This is a genomic window from Sphingomonas sanguinis, assembly GCF_001476905.1.
In the GTDB taxonomy this organism is placed as follows: Bacteria; Pseudomonadota; Alphaproteobacteria; order Sphingomonadales; family Sphingomonadaceae; genus Sphingomonas; species Sphingomonas sanguinis_B.
The window spans coordinates 1-17,833 of sequence record NZ_LDTE01000024.1; the positions used below are offsets into that span (position 1 = coordinate 1).

General features: G+C 68.9%; 17 protein-coding genes and 1 riboswitch. Of the genes, 8 read left to right on the forward strand and 9 right to left on the reverse strand.

Going from position 1 to position 17,833, the window contains the following annotated elements; all coding sequences use genetic code 11:
* Positions 1–67: 67 nt before the first annotated feature.
* Complete coding sequence (gene cobO, locus SB4_RS04950) at positions 68–667, reverse strand: cob(I)yrinic acid a,c-diamide adenosyltransferase (protein ID WP_420893876.1); 600 nt, start codon at positions 665–667, stop codon at positions 68–70.
* Positions 667–1,191, reverse strand: a complete 525-nt coding sequence (cobU, locus tag SB4_RS04955) for a bifunctional adenosylcobinamide kinase/adenosylcobinamide-phosphate guanylyltransferase (protein ID WP_058751694.1) — start codon at positions 1,189–1,191, stop codon at positions 667–669. The genes cobO and cobU overlap by 1 nt, the downstream gene beginning before the upstream one ends.
* 27 nt (positions 1,192–1,218) lie before the next feature.
* Here cobU and SB4_RS04960 point away from each other — a divergent pair, with 27 nt between their 5' ends.
* Genes SB4_RS04960 through SB4_RS04970 form a run of 3 tightly spaced genes read left to right on the forward strand, consistent with a single transcriptional unit; the run spans position 1,219 to position 4,578 of the window.
* Entirely contained in the window at positions 1,219–2,205 is a 987-nt protein-coding gene (locus SB4_RS04960; RefSeq protein ID WP_338112939.1) for an aminotransferase class I/II-fold pyridoxal phosphate-dependent enzyme, read from the forward strand.
* Positions 2,198–3,136 carry an adenosylcobinamide-phosphate synthase CbiB gene (gene cbiB / locus SB4_RS04965; protein WP_058751678.1) on the forward strand — a complete coding sequence of 313 codons (939 nt, stop codon included), beginning with the start codon at positions 2,198–2,200 and terminating at the stop codon, positions 3,134–3,136. The genes SB4_RS04960 and cbiB overlap by 8 nt, the downstream gene beginning before the upstream one ends.
* The gene (locus tag SB4_RS04970) at positions 3,124–4,578 is read left to right on the forward strand and encodes a cobyric acid synthase (RefSeq protein WP_058751679.1); all 1,455 of its coding nucleotides are present in this window, start codon (positions 3,124–3,126) and stop codon (positions 4,576–4,578) included. Before cbiB ends, SB4_RS04970 begins: the two co-directional genes overlap by 13 nt.
* On the opposite strand, the gene cobS is transcribed toward SB4_RS04970, so the two are convergent.
* The 6 genes from cobS to SB4_RS05000 form a co-directional block, all read right to left on the reverse strand.
* Positions 4,563–5,279 carry an adenosylcobinamide-GDP ribazoletransferase gene (gene cobS, locus SB4_RS04975; RefSeq protein WP_058751680.1) on the reverse strand — a complete coding sequence of 239 codons (717 nt, stop codon included), beginning with the start codon at positions 5,277–5,279 and terminating at the stop codon, positions 4,563–4,565. The genes SB4_RS04970 and cobS overlap by 16 nt on opposite strands.
* Entirely contained in the window at positions 5,276–5,833 is a 558-nt protein-coding gene (locus SB4_RS04980; protein WP_058751681.1) for a histidine phosphatase family protein, read from the reverse strand. Before SB4_RS04980 ends, cobS begins: the two co-directional genes overlap by 4 nt.
* On the reverse strand, positions 5,830–6,840 hold the full coding sequence (gene cobT, locus SB4_RS04985) for a nicotinate-nucleotide--dimethylbenzimidazole phosphoribosyltransferase (RefSeq protein WP_058751682.1): 1,011 nt from the start codon (positions 6,838–6,840) through the stop codon (positions 5,830–5,832). The genes SB4_RS04980 and cobT overlap by 4 nt, the downstream gene beginning before the upstream one ends.
* Positions 6,837–7,244, reverse strand: coding sequence for a DUF1636 domain-containing protein (locus SB4_RS04990; protein WP_058751683.1), 408 nt, complete (start codon positions 7,242–7,244; stop codon positions 6,837–6,839). The genes cobT and SB4_RS04990 overlap by 4 nt, the downstream gene beginning before the upstream one ends.
* 93 nt (positions 7,245–7,337) lie before the next feature.
* Positions 7,338–7,522, reverse strand: a riboswitch (cobalamin riboswitch).
* A gap of 170 nt (positions 7,523–7,692) precedes the next feature.
* Positions 7,693–9,960, reverse strand: coding sequence for a S9 family peptidase (locus tag SB4_RS04995; protein WP_058751684.1), 2,268 nt, complete (start codon positions 9,958–9,960; stop codon positions 7,693–7,695).
* Positions 9,957–13,112, reverse strand: coding sequence for a glycoside hydrolase family 2 TIM barrel-domain containing protein (locus tag SB4_RS05000; RefSeq protein WP_058751685.1), 3,156 nt, complete (start codon positions 13,110–13,112; stop codon positions 9,957–9,959). The genes SB4_RS04995 and SB4_RS05000 overlap by 4 nt, the downstream gene beginning before the upstream one ends.
* Before the next feature lie 137 nt (positions 13,113–13,249).
* Between SB4_RS05000 and SB4_RS05005 the strand changes: the two genes are divergently transcribed.
* From SB4_RS05005 to SB4_RS05025, 5 genes are all read left to right on the forward strand, one after another.
* Positions 13,250–13,708 (forward strand): MerC domain-containing protein, encoded by a 459-nt coding sequence (locus SB4_RS05005; protein ID WP_082669977.1) that lies wholly within the window; start codon positions 13,250–13,252, stop codon positions 13,706–13,708.
* A 17-nt stretch (positions 13,709–13,725) separates the two neighbouring features.
* Positions 13,726–14,526, forward strand: a complete 801-nt coding sequence (locus SB4_RS05010) for an acid phosphatase (protein WP_058718012.1) — start codon at positions 13,726–13,728, stop codon at positions 14,524–14,526.
* A gap of 168 nt (positions 14,527–14,694) precedes the next feature.
* Positions 14,695–15,594 (forward strand): ROK family protein, encoded by a 900-nt coding sequence (locus tag SB4_RS05015; RefSeq protein WP_082669978.1) that lies wholly within the window; start codon positions 14,695–14,697, stop codon positions 15,592–15,594.
* A gap of 102 nt (positions 15,595–15,696) precedes the next feature.
* On the forward strand, positions 15,697–16,254 hold the full coding sequence (locus tag SB4_RS05020; RefSeq protein WP_058751686.1) for a glycoside hydrolase family 108 protein: 558 nt from the start codon (positions 15,697–15,699) through the stop codon (positions 16,252–16,254).
* Entirely contained in the window at positions 16,251–16,496 is a 246-nt protein-coding gene (locus tag SB4_RS05025; protein WP_058751687.1) for a 3TM-type holin, read from the forward strand. Before SB4_RS05020 ends, SB4_RS05025 begins: the two co-directional genes overlap by 4 nt.
* Here the strand turns inward: SB4_RS05025 and SB4_RS05030 are convergent.
* Positions 16,490–17,740, reverse strand: coding sequence for an aspartyl protease family protein (locus tag SB4_RS05030; RefSeq protein ID WP_058751688.1), 1,251 nt, complete (start codon positions 17,738–17,740; stop codon positions 16,490–16,492). The genes SB4_RS05025 and SB4_RS05030 overlap by 7 nt on opposite strands.
* Between the last annotated feature and the right edge of the window lie 93 nt (positions 17,741–17,833).

Consider the following 17,833-nt stretch of genomic DNA (forward strand, 5'->3'; position numbering starts at 1 on the left):
GGGAGGGGTTGGGGGAGGGCAGAGCCACAAGCTCAAACGCTTGAGGTACTGTCATCCCTTTATGGGCTTAGAATTCGATGCCCTTCTGCGCCTTCACGCCCTGTTCGCGGAAGGGGTGCTTCACCTGGGTCATGTCGGTCACCAGGTCCGCCGCCTCGATCAGCGCATCGGGCGCGTTGCGACCGGTAATGACCAGATGCGTCATCGCCCCCTTGGTGCCGAGCACCTCCAGAACCTCGTCCACCGGCAGGTAATCGTAGCGCAGCACGATGTTCAGCTCGTCCGCGACGATCAGGTCGTAGGACGGATCGGCGATCATCCGCTTGACCTCCTCCCACGCGCCCCGCGCGGTGGCGATGTCGCGGCTCCGGTCCTGGGTGTTCCAGGTGAAGCCTTCGCCCATCGCGTGGAAATCGACCTCCGGAAAGCGCGCCAGCACCGCCGCTTCGCCGGTGGTCATCGCGCCCTTCACGAACTGGACCATGCCGACGCGCATGCCGTGGCCGACCGCGCGCATCACCATGCCGAGCGCGGCGGTCGTCTTGCCCTTGCCCTTGCCGGTATGAACGATGATCAGCCCTTTTTCGGCGTCGCGCGCAGCGACCTTGCTGTCCTGCGCGGCCTTTTTCTTGGCCATGCGCTCGGCATGTTCGGCGTCGGTTCGCATCATTTCTCTCCTGAAAGCCGCAAGGGCAGCCCCGCCACCACCAGATCGGTCGCATCGCACATCCGCGCCAGCCGCTGGTTGAGCGTCCCTTGCGCATCGCGGAAGCGCCGGGCGAGCGCATTGTCGGGGACGATGCCGAAGCCGACCTCGTTGCTGACCAGCACCACCGGGCCGGGCGCATTGGCCAGCGCCGTGACCAGCGCATCACCCGCCGCCACCAGGTCTTCTTCGCCGAGCAGCAGGTTGGTCAGCCAGAGCGTGAGGCAGTCGACCAGCACCACCCGGTTGGGGCGGCTATGCTCGGCGACAGCGTCGGCCAGCGCCAGCGGTGCCTCCACCGTTGTCCAGCGTTCGTCGCGATCGGCCTGGTGCCGGGCGATGCGGTCGCGCATCTCATCGTCCCAGGCCTGTGCGGTCGCGATGAAGCAGCCGGTGGGCGTCATCGCTTCCGCCAGCGCCTGCGCATGGCGGCTCTTGCCCGACCGGGCACCGCCGAGGACCAATAGGGTGCGGGGCTTCGTCATGCCGGTCCGCATCGCTGGAGCAGCGCTGTGACGCAAGTGGAAATGGGTGCGCTGACCCATCATGGCGGGCGGATCGACGCGGCCAAGGCACTGTTTCCCGATGCGCCGGCGCCGTGGCTCGACCTGTCGACGGGGATCAACCCGGTGCCCTGGGCCCCGCCCGCCGGACTGACGGTGGATGCCGCTCCCTTGCCCAACCGCAGCGCGCTCGCGCGGCTGGAGGCGTTGGCGGCGGCGCATTTCGGTGTGCCCGCCGAGCGCGTGGCGGCGGTGCCGGGGAGTGAGATGGCGCTCCGGCTGTTGCCGCTGCTGGGCGTTGGCGCGCCGATCGTCGCCGTACAACCGAGCTATGGCACGCATGGCGCGGTTGCGGGCCTGCGGGTCGATCATTCGGCGCTGGAGGACTGGACCGGGCAGACGGGGGGCCTGTTGCTGGCCAACCCCAACAACCCCGATGGCGTCCATCGCTGCGCCGACCGACTGGCGATGCTGGCCGAGGTGCAGGCGCGGGCGGGCGGCTGGCTGATCGTCGACCAGGCCTTTGCCGACGCGATGCCGGGCGAAAGTGCCATCGAGGGACATAGGGTCGTGGCGTTGCGCTCGTTCGGCAAGTTCTTCGGGCTGGCAGGTGTGCGGCTGGGGTTCGTGATCGCGGCGCCGGCCATCCTGTCGCGGTTGCGCGACTGGCTCGGCGACTGGCCGGTGTCGGCCCATGCCATCGGTTGGGGGAGCGCGGCCTATGCGGATGGCGCATGGATCGCCGCGACACGGATCGCCCTGGTCGAGCGGGCGGCGGCGCTGGACGCGGTTCTGGCGCGGCATGGCCTGATCGCAACCGGGGCCTGCCCCTTGTTCCGCATGGTCGAGACGCACGAAGCCCCGGCCATCTTCCAGCGCCTGGCGGCGAACGGCATTCTGGTTCGGCCCTTTGCCGATGCACCCGAGCGGCTGCGCTTCGGCGTGCCGGTGGCGGAGGATCTTTCGCGCTTGGAGGAGGCGTTGCGACATGGCTGATCCGGTGGCGCTGGTCGCGCTGGCGCTCGATGCCGCGATCGGCTGGCCGGACCGGCTTTACGCGCGGGTCGGGCATCCGGTCGGCGCGTTCGCGCGGTTCCTGAATCTCGCCGAGCGGTGGGGCAATCGTCCCGAGCGATCCGAAGGCGTGCGGCGGGGGCTGGGTGTCCTGACCATGGTCTCGCTGATCGTGCTGACGGGCGCAGTGGCGTGGTGGCTCGACCGGGAATCGCACCTGCTGTTCGGCCGCTGGGGCTGGATCGCGAGCGCGGTGCTGGCCTGGCCCGCTTTGGCGCAGCGCAGCCTGTACATCCATGTGAAGCCGGTGGCCGACGCGCTGCTGCGCGGCGACCTGCCCGCTGCCCGCGCGCTGGTCGCGCGGGTGGTGGGACGCGATACCGGGCGGCTGGACCAGGCGGGGGTGTCGCGCGCCGCGATCGAGACGCTGGCGGAGAGCTTTTGCGACGGCATCGTCGCGCCGCTCTTCTGGCTACTGCTCCTCGGCCTGCCGGGGGTGTGGGTCTATAAGGCGATCAACACCGCTGACAGCATCATCGGGCACAAGGAACCGCGCTGGCGGGCGTTCGGCTGGGCGGCGGCGCGGATCGATGACGGGGCGAATTGGGTGCCCGCGCGAATCGCGGGCGTGCTGGTATGCTTGGCAGGTGCGGGAGGCTGGGCGGTGATGAAGCGCGACGCGCGCACCCATGCCTCGCCCAATGCGGGCTGGCCCGAGGCGGCGATGGCGGGGGCGCTGGGCGTCGCGCTGGCGGGACCGGTCGCCTATGACGGCGTGACCCAGATCAAGCCGTGGATCGGGCGCGAGGGGCGGGCGGCGGCTCCGGCCGATATCGTCACCGCGCTGCAAATCTATGCGCGGGCCTGCCTGCTGCTATGGGTGATCGCGGGGGGTGTCGCATGGCTGGCGTGATGATCCAGGGCACCGGCTCGGATGTCGGCAAGTCGGTGCTGGTCGCCGGGCTGTGCCGCCTCTTCGCCAATCGCGGGCTGAGCGTCCGCCCCTTCAAGCCGCAGAATATGAGCAACAATGCCGCCGCGACCCCGGACGGCGGCGAGATCGGGCGGGCGCAGGCGACCCAGGCGATGGCGGCGCGTGTCGCCCCGCATGTCGACATGAACCCGGTGCTGCTGAAGCCGCAGGGCGATCGCACCTCGCAACTGATCGTGCGCGGACAGGTGCGGGGGATGCTGCCCGCGTCGAAGTGGCGTGAGGGGCGGATCGGTCTGCTTCCCGAAGTGGTCGACTGCTATCGCCGGCTGGAGGCGCAGTGCGATCTGGTGATCGTCGAGGGCGCGGGCTCCCCGGCCGAGGTCAATCTGCGCAGCGGTGACATCGCCAATATGGGCTTTGCGCGTGCGGCGGATGTGCCGGTGGTGCTGGCGGGGGATATCGATCGCGGCGGGGTGATCGCGTCGTTGGTCGGCACGAAAGCCGTCATCGCACCCGAGGATGCGGCGATGATCCAGGGCTTCCTGGTCAACAAGTTTCGCGGCGATCCAGCGTTGTTCGCCGATGGCATGGGCCTGATCGCCGAGCATACCGGCTGGCGCTCGCTGGGGTTGATCCCGTGGCTGGCGGATGCGGCGCGGCTGCCCAGCGAGGATGCGGTGGTGCTGGAGCGCGCGCGCGCGGGCGCTGGCGGGCGGGTGGTCATCGCCTGTCCGATCACCCCGCGCATCGCCAATTTCGACGATCTCGACCCGCTCCGGCTGGAGTCGCAGGTCGATCTGGTCATGGTCCGTCCCGGCGAGCCCATTCCCGATGCCGCGATGATCGTGCTGGCGGGGTCGAAGGCGACCATCGCCGACCTGGCCTTTGTCCGTGCGCAGGGCTGGGACATCGACATCGCCGCGCATGTCCGGCGCGGTCGGCCGGTGCTGGGATTGTGCGGGGGCTATCAGATGCTGGGGCGCGTCGTGGCGGACCCGGATGGTTTGGAAGGTCCGGCGGGCAGCGTCGCGGGGCTGGGGCTGCTCGACGTCGAGACGGTGCTGACCGGCGAAAAGACGGTGCGGCCGGTCACGGGCGAGGCGCTCGGGGCCAGCTTCTCCGGCTATGAGATTCATCTTGGCCGCACCGATGGCCCGGATACCGCGCGGCCTGTCGGCCATCTCGCCGATGGTCGGGCGGAGGGGGCGATGCGCGCCGACGGGCTGGTCGCGGGCAGCTACATCCATGGCCTGTTGGGCGAGGCGGGGCAACGCGCGGCGTGGTTGGCGCGGATCGGCTTGGCGGGGCAGGGCCCCGATCACCGTGCCGATGTCGATGCCGCGCTCGACGCCATCGCCGCCGTGCTGGAGACGCATGTCGATGGCGACGCGCTGCTGCGGATCGCTCAGGGCGCCAGGTAGGCGAGGGTGGCGATCAGCAGCCCGGTCTCGGTCAGCTCGATCCCCGCGCCATGCACGTCGCCGGTCACGCCGCCCAGCTTGCGTCGAAACCAGCCGAGCAGGCCGAGCGTCAGCATCGGCGCCATGGCCAGCGGGGGAAAGACGCATCCCACCGCGAGCACGGCGACGATCCAGCCGATCAGGTCGAACGGGCGCACCGCGCGTGCGACCAGAGCCCCCAGCCCGCCGGGGCGCAGCGGTGGCAGGAAATGGGCCCAGACCAAGGGCCCGATCCGCGCCGCCGCCGGGATCAGTGCCAGCACCGGCCATGCCCCGGCAGGGAGGCCATGGAGCAGCACCAGCTTGGCAAGAAGCTGAATCACCAGCACCACCACGCCGAAACTGCCGATATGCGGGTCGGCCATCACCGACAGCAGCCGTGACCGGTCGCCATGCGCCGCGCCCAGCCCGTCGGAGAGGTCCGCCAGCCCATCGAGATGCAGCGCCCCCGTCACCCAGACCCAGGCGACCAGCGCCGCCAGCGCTCCGGCCCAAGGGTCGATCCGCGCGCCCAGCCACAGGGCCCCCACGACGATGATCCCGATGACCAGCCCGGCGACCGGATAAAGCCGGATTGCTCGCGCGAAATCGGCTTCATCCGCCTCGACACGCGGCATGGGCAGGCGGGTGAGAAAGCTCAGGGCGAGGATCAGCGGCTTCATGCCGTCACCAGTCCCGTCACCTGGGCCGAACGAGGGCTGCCGTCCCAGACCTGCAGCGTCACCAGGCTGGCATAGGGCAGGGCAAAGGCCCAGACCGCGCGGGTATCGAACCCGCACAACACATGCAGCGCCGCCCGCATCGCGCCGCCATGGGTCACGACCAGCGTCGGCTCGGGCGGCAAATCGTCCAGCGCGGCCCGCACCCGCGCGACCAGATCGGACCAGCGTTCACCGCCGGGGGGCGGGGCGGCGTCGGGGTCATCCCAGAATTGGCCGAGCGCCTGCGGATCGATCTCCGCCGCCGCCAGCCCGTCCCAGGCCCCGAAATCCAGTTCCCGCCAGCGCGGATCGACTTCGGCCGGGCCGATCGCTTCGGCACAGGCACGCGCGCGACACAGGTCGGAGGTGATACGGTGCGCGACATACAGTCCACCCGCGCGCTCGGCGCAGGCGGCGATGCCCTGCGCGGTCGCCGGGCTGTCCGTGCGCCCGAGCATCCGCCCCACCAGCTCGGGCTCGCCATGCCGGAGCAGATGGAGGCGAAAGCCGGTCACGCGGTCGCCACACCCGCTTCGGCGAAGGTCGCCATGCCGTCATGCGCGGCCAGGGCCGAGCGGATGACCTGCACCGCCACCGCCGCGCCGCTGCCTTCGCCCAGCCGCATCTTCAGCGACAGGATCGGCTCCAGCCCCAGACGCGCGAGCAGCAGCGTATGGCCCGGTTCGGCCGAGCAATGACCCGCCAGGCAATGGGCGGTGATGTTGGGATTGGCCGAGGCCAGCGGCGCGACGGCTGCCGTGCCGATAAAGCCGTCGAGCACGACCGGTATCCGCTTGATCCGCGCCGCCAGCACCGCGCCCGCCATCGCGGCAATCTCGCGTCCGCCCAGGCGGCGAAGAATCTCGAACGCGCTGGTCAGCTGGGCGCGGTGGAGCGTCAGGCCGTCGGTCACCGCCATCGCCTTGCGCGACAGTCCTTGCGCATCGACGCCGGTGCCGGGGCCGACCCACAGGGCCGCATCACCGCCGAAACTGGCGGCGGCGAGTGCGGCGGCGGGGGTGGTGTTGCCGATCCCCATCTCGCCCAGCACCAGCAGGTCGGCATCGCCCACCGCCTTGGCCCCGGCGGCCAGCGCGGTCAGGCATTCCGCTTCGCTCATCGCCGGGCCGGTGGTGAAGTCGACCGTCGGCCGGTCGAGATCGAGTGGCACGACGCTCAGCTCCAGGCCCGCCGCCGCCGCCAATGCGTTGATCGCGGCCCCTCCGGCGGTGAAATTGGCGACCATCTGCGCCGTCACTTCCGCCGGAAAGGCGCTGACCCCGCGCGCGACGACACCGTGGTTGCCGGCGAAGATGACCGCGCGGCCGCGCGTGATCCGGGGGCGCTCCACCCCCTGCCATCCGGCGAAGAAGACAGCGATATCCTCCAGGCGGCCGAGCGAACCGGGGGGCTTGGTCAACTGCCCCTGGCGCCGGGCGGCGGCGTCGCGGGCGGCCATGTCGGGCTGGCTCAGGCTGTCCAGCGCCGCCTCGAAGGCGGCGACGGTCGGGAACAGGGTCATTCGACGACAAATCCTTCGGGTGGCGTGCGGGTGAGGAAATGGCCCTTCACCCCTTGCGGCCATTGCTTGTACGGCACCTGTCCCCAGTCGCTGTCGGCATAGGCGCGGGCATAGTCCAGGATGGCGCGGGCGGCTTCGTCATCGGGGGCGAACTTGCCCATGACATAGCCGACCTTGCCGGGGCAGCGCAGGTGGACGGTGCAATAGGACTGGCAGGCGAAGAGGCAGGGCATCTCCTCGACCGCCACGTCCGCGTACGCGGGGTCGGACGCCTGGACCCGGCGCAGCGCCTCGACCAGCAGCGCGCCGCCGCGCTGGCCATCCTCATTCTCGCGCGTCTCGTCCGACAGGCGACAGGTGTTGCAGGCGACCACGGCGGGGCCGTTCGCGGCGGGTTTCAGCATCGGGCAGGCTCGGTCATTCGAGGCATATCTCCACAGGCGCTGTCGTCGCGCGCGGGGGAAAGCCCCGTTTCGCCCGGCACACCCTGACCGGCCGAAGGACGACCGCGACGGGCAGGTCTCCTGGCTCGCGGGTCGGGGCCGGTCCGCCGCCTTCTCGGGGACGGATCCCCAATGGCGTGATGGCGGACGGCTCGCCGCTTACAGTTGCAGGGGCAGCCGGGGTGTCACACCCCATTCCCTTTTGATCCCCGAGGGGAACCTGTCGCGGGAGGAGCGATAGGCGCGTGGGGGAAGGGAGGCAACACCGCTATTCCCGTCCCATCTCCTGCCGTCCGCCCCGGCGGAGGCCGGGGCCCAGTTGCCGTGACGTTTCTGGCGCTTCGTCGAACGCCGAAACTGGACCCCGGCCTTCGCCGGGGTGGTGCTGTTGTTGTTGGGAGGAAGAGCGTTACTCCTCGCCGCGCAGGGCCTTCAGGAAAAACGCATATTGCCGCCGCATCGCGTATGCCACCGGGCCCGTGCTGCGTCCCGCCGTGTGCTCGCCGCCTGGGATGACCAGCAGGTCGAAATCCTTGTCGGCCTTGATGAGTGCATCGACGACCTGGGTCGTGCTGGCGGGATCGACATTGGAATCCTGCTCGCCGACGACCAGCATCAGCTTGCCCTGCAACTGGTGCGCATGGACCACGCCCGAGGCGTCGAGATAACTCTGGTCGACTGGATAGCCGAGCCATTGTTCGTTCCAGTCGATCTTGTCCATCCGGTTGTCGAAACACCCGGCATAGGCGACCCCGGCCTTGTAGAATTCGGGGTGGAAGAGCAGCGCGTTCAGCGTGCTCTGCCCGCCCGCCGAGCCGCCATAGATGCCAACCCGGCTGATATCGACGGCGGGGTCCTTGGCGTTCAGCGCCTTCATCCAGGCGATGCGATCGGGAAAGCCGCTATCGGCCAGATTCTTCCAGGCGACGTCGTGAAAGGCTTTCGAGCGGTTGGCAGTGCCCATGCCGTCGATCATCACGACGACGAAGCCGAGGTCGGCGAGCTGCTGCATCCCCATGACCTTGTCGCCGCCGGAAAAGCCGCCGAACGGCCAGAAGGCCTTGGGCACGAAACTGTCGTGCGGGCCGGCATAAATATTCTCGATCACCGGATAGCGCTTGGCGGGATCGTAATCGCGCGGGCGGACGACCAGGCCGTAGATGTCGGTCCTGCCGTCGCGGCCCTTGGCGGTGAAGCGCTCGGGCGGGCGGAACCCCGAGGCGGTCAGCGCGCTGATGTCACCCTTTTCCAGCGTCTGGATCAGGCGGCCGTCGCGCGCGTCGTGCAGCTCCATCGTTTCGGGCAGGTCGGTACGCGAATAGACGTCGACATAGGTCGTCATATCCGGGGAGAACCGCACGTCGTGAGTCGCATTCTCCCGGGTCAGCCGCGTCAGGTTGCGGCCGTCGAAATCGACCCGGAACCAGTGTTTGTAATAAGGGTCCTCGCCCGGCACATAGCCGCTCGCCGAGAACCAGATTTGCCGCTTGTCGTCATCGACCTTGGCAATGTCGCGGACCAGCCAATCGCCCTTGGTGATCTGGCGCACGATCCGGCCGGTCGTGCCGTCGATCAGATAGAGATGCCGCCACCCGTCGCGCTCCGACGCCCAGAGGATTTCGCGGCCCAGCCCCTTTACGTCATGCGACCAGATGCGGTCGCGGAAGACGAAGGTCTTCGCCGTCTCGGTCACGGCGGCGTGCGCCCGGCCGGTATCGGCATCGACGGCGATGATCTTCGCCTCGCCGAAGCCGCGTTTCAGGTCGTTGAAGGCAAAGCTCTGGCTGTCGGCCCGCCATTCGGGGGAGGACAGGGTATAGGCGCCCGCGAACAGGCTTGGGTCGATCTCGGTTCGCTGGCCGTCCGACACCCGGAACAGGACGGGCTCTTCCTGATCCACCGCGTCGCCGGGCTTGGGATAGAGTTGCTGGACGACCTCCGGCTGGACCTTGCCCGGCGGCGCGGCGAGGACGCGGGTGACCATGCGAGGATAGCCGGGGCGGACGCGCTGGAGCGCGATGTGCTGCCCATCGGGGCTCCAGGCGATGCTCTCTGGGTCGTAGAAATGGGCGGGGCTGCCGTCCTGGCTCCGCCAGACTTCCTTGCCGCCCTTGACCTCCCGCACGACCAGATTGTCGTCGAGCACCAGGGCTTCGAGTTTGCCGTCCGGCGACGGGCGGGGGTGATTGTCGGCTGCCACGCGCAGGTCGCGCACCACGCCGAAGCCGCGCGGGCGGGCGGGGTTCTCGGGAGGAATGATCCGGCACACCGGCTGGGCGAGAAGGCACGAATAGGTCACGCCATCGTCATAGCCGATGGTGAAACGGATCGCCGACCGGTCCGGCGTATAGTCGAAATGCTCGAAGGGCAGGCGCAAGGGTGCGACCGGCTGGCCCATGACCTTCGCCAGTGCCGGGGCCAGCGCGGCGGCGTCGAAGGCGGGCGCCTTGGCGCGGGTGGCGGCGTCGACATCGACGAACGCAAAGCCGCCCGCCACCGTCTTGCGATAATGGAAATGCCGTCCATCCGCATCCCATTCGGCGGGCGAGGCGATATCGCGGGTCAGCCATTGCCATTGATCGCGTAAGCCCAGCGACGCGCCGATCCGCTGGGGCACGGTCTGCGCCGCCAGCGGTGCCGTCGTCAGCAGGAGCGAGAGGGCCAGCCAATGCCTCACTTCGCGCCCCCGAGGGTGAAGCTGTAGGTCAGCGGCTGGAGCGCGATGCGATAGGGCATGTGCGCCCGGCCATCCAGGTTCCAGCCGGTGTCACCACCCACGCCCGCCTGCGCGGCGTCGATCAGCAGCGTGCCGTCGCCATGCGGATAAATGTCCGAGCTGTGCGCCTTGGTCGGCGGCTTCAGCGCGAGGTCGCTGTACGGGAAGGGCAGGGCGTTGACCGACAACGGCTGCGCCCCCGTCACGCGAAGTCCGACGCCGGTGCCGGTCAGCTGGACCCAGCGGACATCGGTCTTGTTGCCGCTCTCCTGTGGCCGGGCATAGTCGTGATACTGGTCGGCCAGCTTGCCGTCCCAGCGCGCGATGATCGCGCCGGTCTTGCGATCGGCATAGCTTTCCCAAGGGCCCCGCCCGAACCAGCTGACCTGGCTGAACTGCTGCCCCGGCGTCGCGAAGGCCAGGCCGACACGCAACGGATCGGGCAGGGTCGCGCGCAGCGGCGTGAAGCGCACCGTCGCGGTCGCGGCGCCGTCCGGGGCCATGATCCAGCGGGTCTGCATCTTGACCGATCCGACGCCCATGTCCTGATCGACCACGATCGCATTCCCGTCGCGGTGAATGTCGTCCAGGCGGCGATGCTCGGAGAAGTAGCGCCACATCGCATGGCTCTTGGGCACGTCCGACCCGACGTCATTGTCGGTCGGCGCGCGGTAGAAATTGGGCGCGCCGCCGGTCAGCAGGGTCTTGCCGTCACGGGCGTAGCGGCGGACCAGGCCGGTCGTGCGGTCGATCTCCAGCACCGCGTTGCCCGCCTTCAGCGTCATCGCATCGGTGCTTTCCTCCGGCGCGACCGATCCGGCGGGCGCGGTGGCGAAGACGGGGGCGGAGAGGGCGAACTGCTCCCAGCCGATGACCTGGCCTGCGGGCAGCGGCGGAATCGCGCCCGCCTTGGTCCGCGCGCGCAGGATCAGCGAGCGTTCGGCCGAGGCGTCCTTGGGCGCGGGCAGGGTGAAGGCGATCGGTGCGCTCTGGCCGGGCAGGACCTGCGGCGTGGCGATGCTGCCGTGCGCGGTCTCGACCCCATTCTCCAGCACCGTCCAGTCGAGCGTGAAGCGTGACAGGTCGATATGGTCGTGGCGGTTGACCACCTGCCAGCCGCCGCCCTCATGGGTGAAGTGGATCGGCGACTGGACATGCGCCATCTCATAATATTCGGGGTCGGGGGTGCGGTCCGACTGGATCACGCCGTCGCCCACGGGGCTGTCGTCGCCGTGCAGCCCGGCATCCTTGGGGTTCGGATCGTAATCCAGCCCCTGGCCCCAATAGGGGCGGCCCTGCTTGTCCTTCAGGATCATGGTCTGGTCGACCCAGTCCCAGACGAAGCCGCCCTGGAGCTTGGGATATTTGCGGAAGGTATCCCAATAGCCCTGGAAGTCGCCCAGGCTGTTGCCCATCGAATGGGCATATTCGCACAGGATCAGTGGCTGGGTGAATTCGGGCCGCTGGGCATAGTCGGCCAGCTTTTCGACATCGTCATACATGGGCGCGAAGATGTCGACATACTCGTTGGTCGGGTGCCGCCAACCGCTCATGCTATAGCCCAGGAAGTTGATGAGCCGCGTCTTGTCATGCGCGCGAACCCATTTCGCCGCCGCCTCGAAATTGGGGCCGACGCCGCTTTCATTGCCCAGCGACCAGAAGATGACCGAGGGGTGGTTGCGGTCCCGCTCCACCATGCGCTGCACCCGGTCGAGATGCGCGGCGGCCCATGCGGGATCATGGCCCAGGTTCAGCGTCGGGTCGTTCTTTTCCTGGGTGAGGCTTAGATAGCCGTGGCTCTCGATATTGGCCTCGTCCATCACGTACAGGCCATATTCGTCGGCCAGATCGTACCAGCGCGGATCGTTGGGATAGTGCGAGGTGCGGACCGCGTTGACGTTGGCGGCCTTCATCAGCTCGATGTCCTTGCGCATCGTCTCCTCGGACACGATTCGGAAGGTATGGGGATCGTGCTCGTGGCGATTGACGCCACGGATCATGATCCGCTTGCCGTTCACCCGGACTTCGCCGCCCGCGATCTCGACGGTGCGGAAACCGATGCGGCGGCTGGTCGCCTCGATCAGCTTGCCCTTGGCATCGAGCAGTTCGACCAGCAGCGTATAGAGGTTCGGGTCCTCCGCGCTCCAGGTCTTCACGCCCGGCACCTCGGCGGTGATCGTCGCGGTGGAGCCGGTCGGGGTCGCCGTGCGGGTCAGCACCGTGCGCTTGCCGTCGAGCAATGTCGCGCGCACGGTCGTCGCCTCGGCCGCGCCCGCCAGATCGATCGCCGCCGACAGCGTGCCGTCGCGATAGTCATGGGTCAGCCCGGCATCGATGCCCAGATCGCGGATATGGGTCTGCGGCGCGGCATAGAGGGTGATCGACCGCTCGATCCCGTTGACGCGCCAGAAATCCTGATCTTCCAGATAGCTGCCGTCCGAATGGCGATAGAGTTCGATCGCGACCGTGTTCCGGCCCGGCTTGGCCGCGCGGCTGATGTCGAATTCGGTGGGGAGCTTGGAGTCTTCCGAATAGCCGATCTTCTGGCCGTTGACCCACAGATAATAGGCCGCCCCGGCCGCGCCGACGGTCAGCAACAGGCGACGCCCGGCGAAATGGGCGGGCACGACGAAATCGCGGCGATAGGAGGCGACCTCGTTCAGCCGATGCTCGATGAAGGGCGCGTTGCGGGGGAAGGGATAGCCGCTGCCCACGAAGATCGCGCGGCTCAGCCCCTCGGCCTGCAATATGCCGGGGACCTTCACGTCGCGCCAGTTCGACACGTCTCGGGCGGGGTCCTCGAACCCAACCGGCCGCGCCTCGGGATTGGGGGACATGTGGACCTTCCACGTCCCGTCGAGCGACAGGTGATAGCGGGACTTGGCGACATCGCCCGACAGCGCGGCGGCGCGCGTCTCGAACCCGGCGAAGCTGCTGTGCATCGGTTCGGCGCCGATATGGTTGACCGCGGGATTTTCCCAATCAGGGCGGGCCCCGTCCTGGGCTGGCGCCGGGGCCGCGGTTGGGGTCGCCTGGGGCACCGTCTGCGCCGAAGCGGTTCCCACGATCAGGGCGGACAGGCTCGCGCATATCAACAGCCGGGTGCTCGCCATTCCATCTTCCTCATTCTGATTTGAGGACAGCCTATATTATACGGAATACTGATTAAAGAGGCCGTGATCGTGGTGGGTTGATTTTGATGATATAATATTACATGGGCGCGCCAAGGTCATTGGCAAGGCGATAAAGCATGATTCACAGCACGACCGTCGAACAGGGGCCAGAGCGCGTGGCACCGGAATCCGTCGAGAAGTCGGGGCAATGCCCCGGAGCGTCGGCCGGGCGGCTCGATGGCCTGGCGATTGGTGCGTCCGCCCTGTGCCTGATCCATTGTCTCGCCTTGCCAGTCGTCATCGCTTTCCTCCCCGCACTGGCGGCTTGGGCGGATGGTGGCGAACTGTTCCATATCGTGATGCTCGCCATCGCTGTCCCGCTGAGCACCTGGACGCTGATCTCCGGGTGGCGGCGGCACGGCGCGATCGCTCCGCTGGTCATCGGTAGCCTCGGGCTGACCCTGCTGGTCGCCGGTTTGGGGTTCGAGGGGCTGATGCTGGGCACCGCTTTGACCGTCGCGGGCGGTGTCACGCTGGCGATGGCGCATGTCGGCAATCTGCGCGCGACTCGTCTTTTCTATCTCACCTCGCTTTGAACCGGAGTTTCAGGGGCATGTTCAAACACACCATCGGCTGCCTGGGGGCGGCACTGCTCGCCTTGACCTGCACGGCGGCGGTCGCCGACATTCGCGAGGGCGACGAGCCGGCCCATTATCTGGCAAAGGGCAGCTTCGATCTGCTCGCCGTCCTGCCGCCGGCACCCCGGCCCGACGACATACGCGGCCGTGCCGATCGCGCCATCTTCCGCCAGACGCGCAAGCTGATCGGCACGCCGCGCTGGCACCTGGCGACCAACGACGTGCAACTGGACGATGGGCACATGGCGCAGGACTTCTCCTGCGCGCTGGGCGTGACGCTGACCCCGCAAGCCGCGCCCGCGACGATGCGGCTGATCCACAATGCGGGCTCCGACACCGCGCGCGCGACCGGCATTGCCAAGAATTTCTACAAGCGCCAGCGCCCCTATCTGATCGACAAGGGCCCGACCTGCCAGCCCGCCGCCGAATTGAAGGGCAGTTACGACTATCCCTCGGGCCACACCACTGCAGGCTGGACCTGGGCGACGCTGCTGGCCGAGCTGGCCCCCGACCGGGCGACCCAGATCCTGGCACGTGGCCGGGCGTTTGGGGAAAGCCGCATCGTGTGCGGTGCGCATAATGCCAGCGCGGTGGAGGGTGGGCGGCTGTCCGCCACCGCGACGCTGACCGCCCTGTCGCAAAGCCCGGATTTCCAGCATGACCTGGCGGCGGCCAAGGCCGAGATTGATGCGCTGCGCCGCGATCCCGCCACGCCGCGCCCCGATGCGGCCCAGTGCCAGCGTGAGGCCGCGCTGGTCGCCCAGCCCATTTTCTGAGCCCTCCCGCCCGTCCGTATGTCCCCGCCCCCGGCTGTGGGGCGGGGTCGATCATGCGCGAATCTTGCCCGCCACCCTGCGAAACCGCGCGATACCCTTGACCCGGGCACGCGGTTTCGCGCAGGCGCGACGCGCAAGAAACCCCAGAATGACGGGCAGGAGACTGGAATGGCCGAGGCGGATGATCTGATCGTGGCGGGCGTCGAACTCGGCGGTACGAAATCGATTGTATTGATCGGCCGTGGGCGTGACATCCTGGTGTCCGAACGGCTGCCGACGACCACCCCGGCGGTGACGCTGGCTGCGCTGCGCCAGCGTCTGGCCGAGTGGCGCGACCAATATGCCCCCGAGGCGCTGGGCATCGGCAGCTTCGGCCCGATCGCGCTCGACAAGACCGACGCGGACTATGGCCATATGCTCGCCACGCCCAAGCCAGGCTGGGCGGGGGCGGACGTGGCGGGTGCGCTGTCCGAGGGCTTCGGCGAGCGGGTCGCCATCCATACCGATGTGACCGGCGCGGCGCTGGCCGAGGGGCAGTGGGGCGCGGCGCGCGGGCTGGCCGATCATGTCTATGTCACGGTCGGCACCGGCGTCGGCATGGGCATCATCGTCAACGGCCAGCCGGTGTCGGGCCGGATGCATCCGGAGGCGGGCCATGTCCGCGTCCGCCGGATCGCCGGGGACGACTTCGCGGGCGCCTGTCCCTTTCATGGCGACTGCCTGGAAGGACTGGTCGCCGGGCCCGCCATCGCGGCGCGGGCGGGCAAGCCCGCGCAGGAACTCGCGGCGGACGATCCCGTCTGGGCCTATGTCGCCGATGCGCTGGCGGAGAGTTTTGCCGGGCTGTTCCTGACCCTGGCCTGCGGTCGCATCGTCATCGGCGGCGGCGTGGGCGTCGGCCAGCCGCAACTGCTCGACATGATCCGTGCGGGCGTGGTCGAGAAGCTGTCCGGCTATCTGCCCTTCATCAACCAGGCCGAGATCGCCAACCGCATCGTCCATGCGCAGCTGGGAGACCAAGCCGGGCCGCTCGGCACGCTGGCGCTGGCGCGGACGGTGCTGGACTGACGGCATATGCGATTCCTCCGTTCGTAGGAGAGGAAGGGCAGAATCCTCTGTCCTACAGTGAACCGATATGGTTCGTATCTCCTCGAAACGGGGGAGAGCATCATGGGACAGGGGGACGAGACCGGAGTGGATACCCTGATCGCGCAGGTGATCGCACGGGAAGGGGATTATAGCGACCACCCCGCCGATCGCGGCGGCGCGACGCGGTTCGGGATCAGCGAGGCGGTGGCGCGGGCGGACGGCTATGCCGGGCCGATGCGCCGTCTGCCGCTGGCGCGGGCGGAGGCGATCTATCGCCGTCTCTACTGGGCGGCGCCGGGCTTCGACCGGGTGGCGGAGCGTGCACCGCGCCTGGCGGCGGAGCTGTTCGATACCGGGGTGAACATGGGCACCGGTGTCGCGGCGGCGTTCCTGCAACGCGCGCTGAACGCGCTCAATCGCGGAGAGCGCGACTATCCCGATCTGGTGGCCGATGGTCGGATCGGGGCGACGACGCTGGCCGCGCTTGACGCGTTCCTGCGCTATCGCGGGGCGGCGGGTGAGACGGTCCTGCTGAAGGCGGTCGAGGCGCTCCAGGGCGAACGCTATCTGCGGCTGGCCGAGCGGCGTCCGGCCAATGAGGCGTTCCTCTATGGCTGGCTGGCGGACCGGCTGTCATGAGCGGCGACACCGACCTGTGGACCCGGCGGGCGCGGCCGAGTTTCCTGTACGTCATGTATGCGCTGCTGCTGTGGAGCATTCCGATGGGGCTGCTCGCCGGACTGCGACCGGCCATGGCCGCAGCGATGATTCGGGGGATGGCGGCCTATCTGGCCGCCATCCCGGAGCCGCTCTACGCGCTCTTCGGCACCGGCTATCTGGGTTATACCGCCGCGCGCGAATGGGGGAAGCGGCGTCAGTAAAAGCGGGCGAGCGTCAGCTTGCGGTCCTGTCCGTCGCAGGTGCGCAGGGTCACGGTCGTACCTGGCTTGCCAATGGTCCAGCGAGCGATCGGGCTGTCGACATAGTCGCGCGGGATCGCCTGTCCGTCGATGGCGCAGATCGTGTCGCCCTCGCGCCAGCCGCTTGCCGCCGCCGGACCGCCGCGCATGACGTGGAGGACGCGCAGCCGGTCGCTCGCCACGCCCAGCAACAGCCCGGCGGTGGAGCGCTGGGCGGGCGCATCGGCATGGGGGCCGGGCTTCAGGATCATCCGCCCCGCACCGGGGTCGAGCAGGACGCGGTAACGTTGCAGGAAGCCCGATCCGATCCGCCCCGCCGCGCCGACCGATTCGCTGAAGCCCTGGGGCGGCTCGATCCGCACCTCGATGTCATGCGCGGTCAGGCTGCCCAGCCGCACCGTGGGCACGATCGCCAGGTCGTTGACCGTCGGCCCCGCCAGGCCGAAGCCGATCGCGGTCGTGGTCGGCAGGGAGGTGAGCTTGGCCGTCCGCCACCCCGCCTGGGTGACGGTCAGCGCCGAGCCGTCGCCGGTATCGACGATGATCGGCGACAGCTTCGCCGCGCCCAACCCGACCGCGCTTTCATAGACCCGCCGCTCGGGCGAGACGGTCAGCGGCGCGGTCGATCCGGTGAAGGGCATCCGCCCCGACGGGATCAGGCGGAACCGCTTGGCGGCATAATCGATGTCGAGCGCATGGGGGGCGAGCAGGTCGCGCCCGACCAGCAGATCGACCGCCGTCGCATCGCCCGTCGCCAGCGCGGGCAGCGGCGCCACCACCACCCCGCCGCCCGTGCGGGTCAGGCCGCCCAGTTCCAGCCTCCGGGTCGGCATCCAACCGATCGCGACCGCACCGCCGATGGCGCTTGCCTCGCCGCCGGGCCGGACCTTGGCTTTGGCCGCCAGCGGGGAGGATTGCGACAACAAGGTGAAGCTGACTCCGGTATCGAGGATCGCGGTCACGCTCCGCCCGTCGATGGTCATGGCGAAGCGAATCTGGTTGCCGGGCGTCAGTTCAAAGGGAATCCAGCGTTGCTCGGCGTCGGGGGCCAGTGTGGCCACCCCCGGATCGCGTGCGGCTGCCGCCACGACATCCTCCTGTACGGGCGCGGCGGCGGCAGGCTTGGCTTGCCGTCCCGCATGGGGCAGCGCCATCGCGGCGATCAGGAGCAGGGGGAGGGGCAGCAAATAGAGCGGTCGGGGCATCACGCCTCAACGCGTAGCGGATCGGGAAGCTGCGCGCGCGGCAATTCGTGGCGATGACGGTGCGTGGTGCATCGGGTATCGGTCAGACGTCGG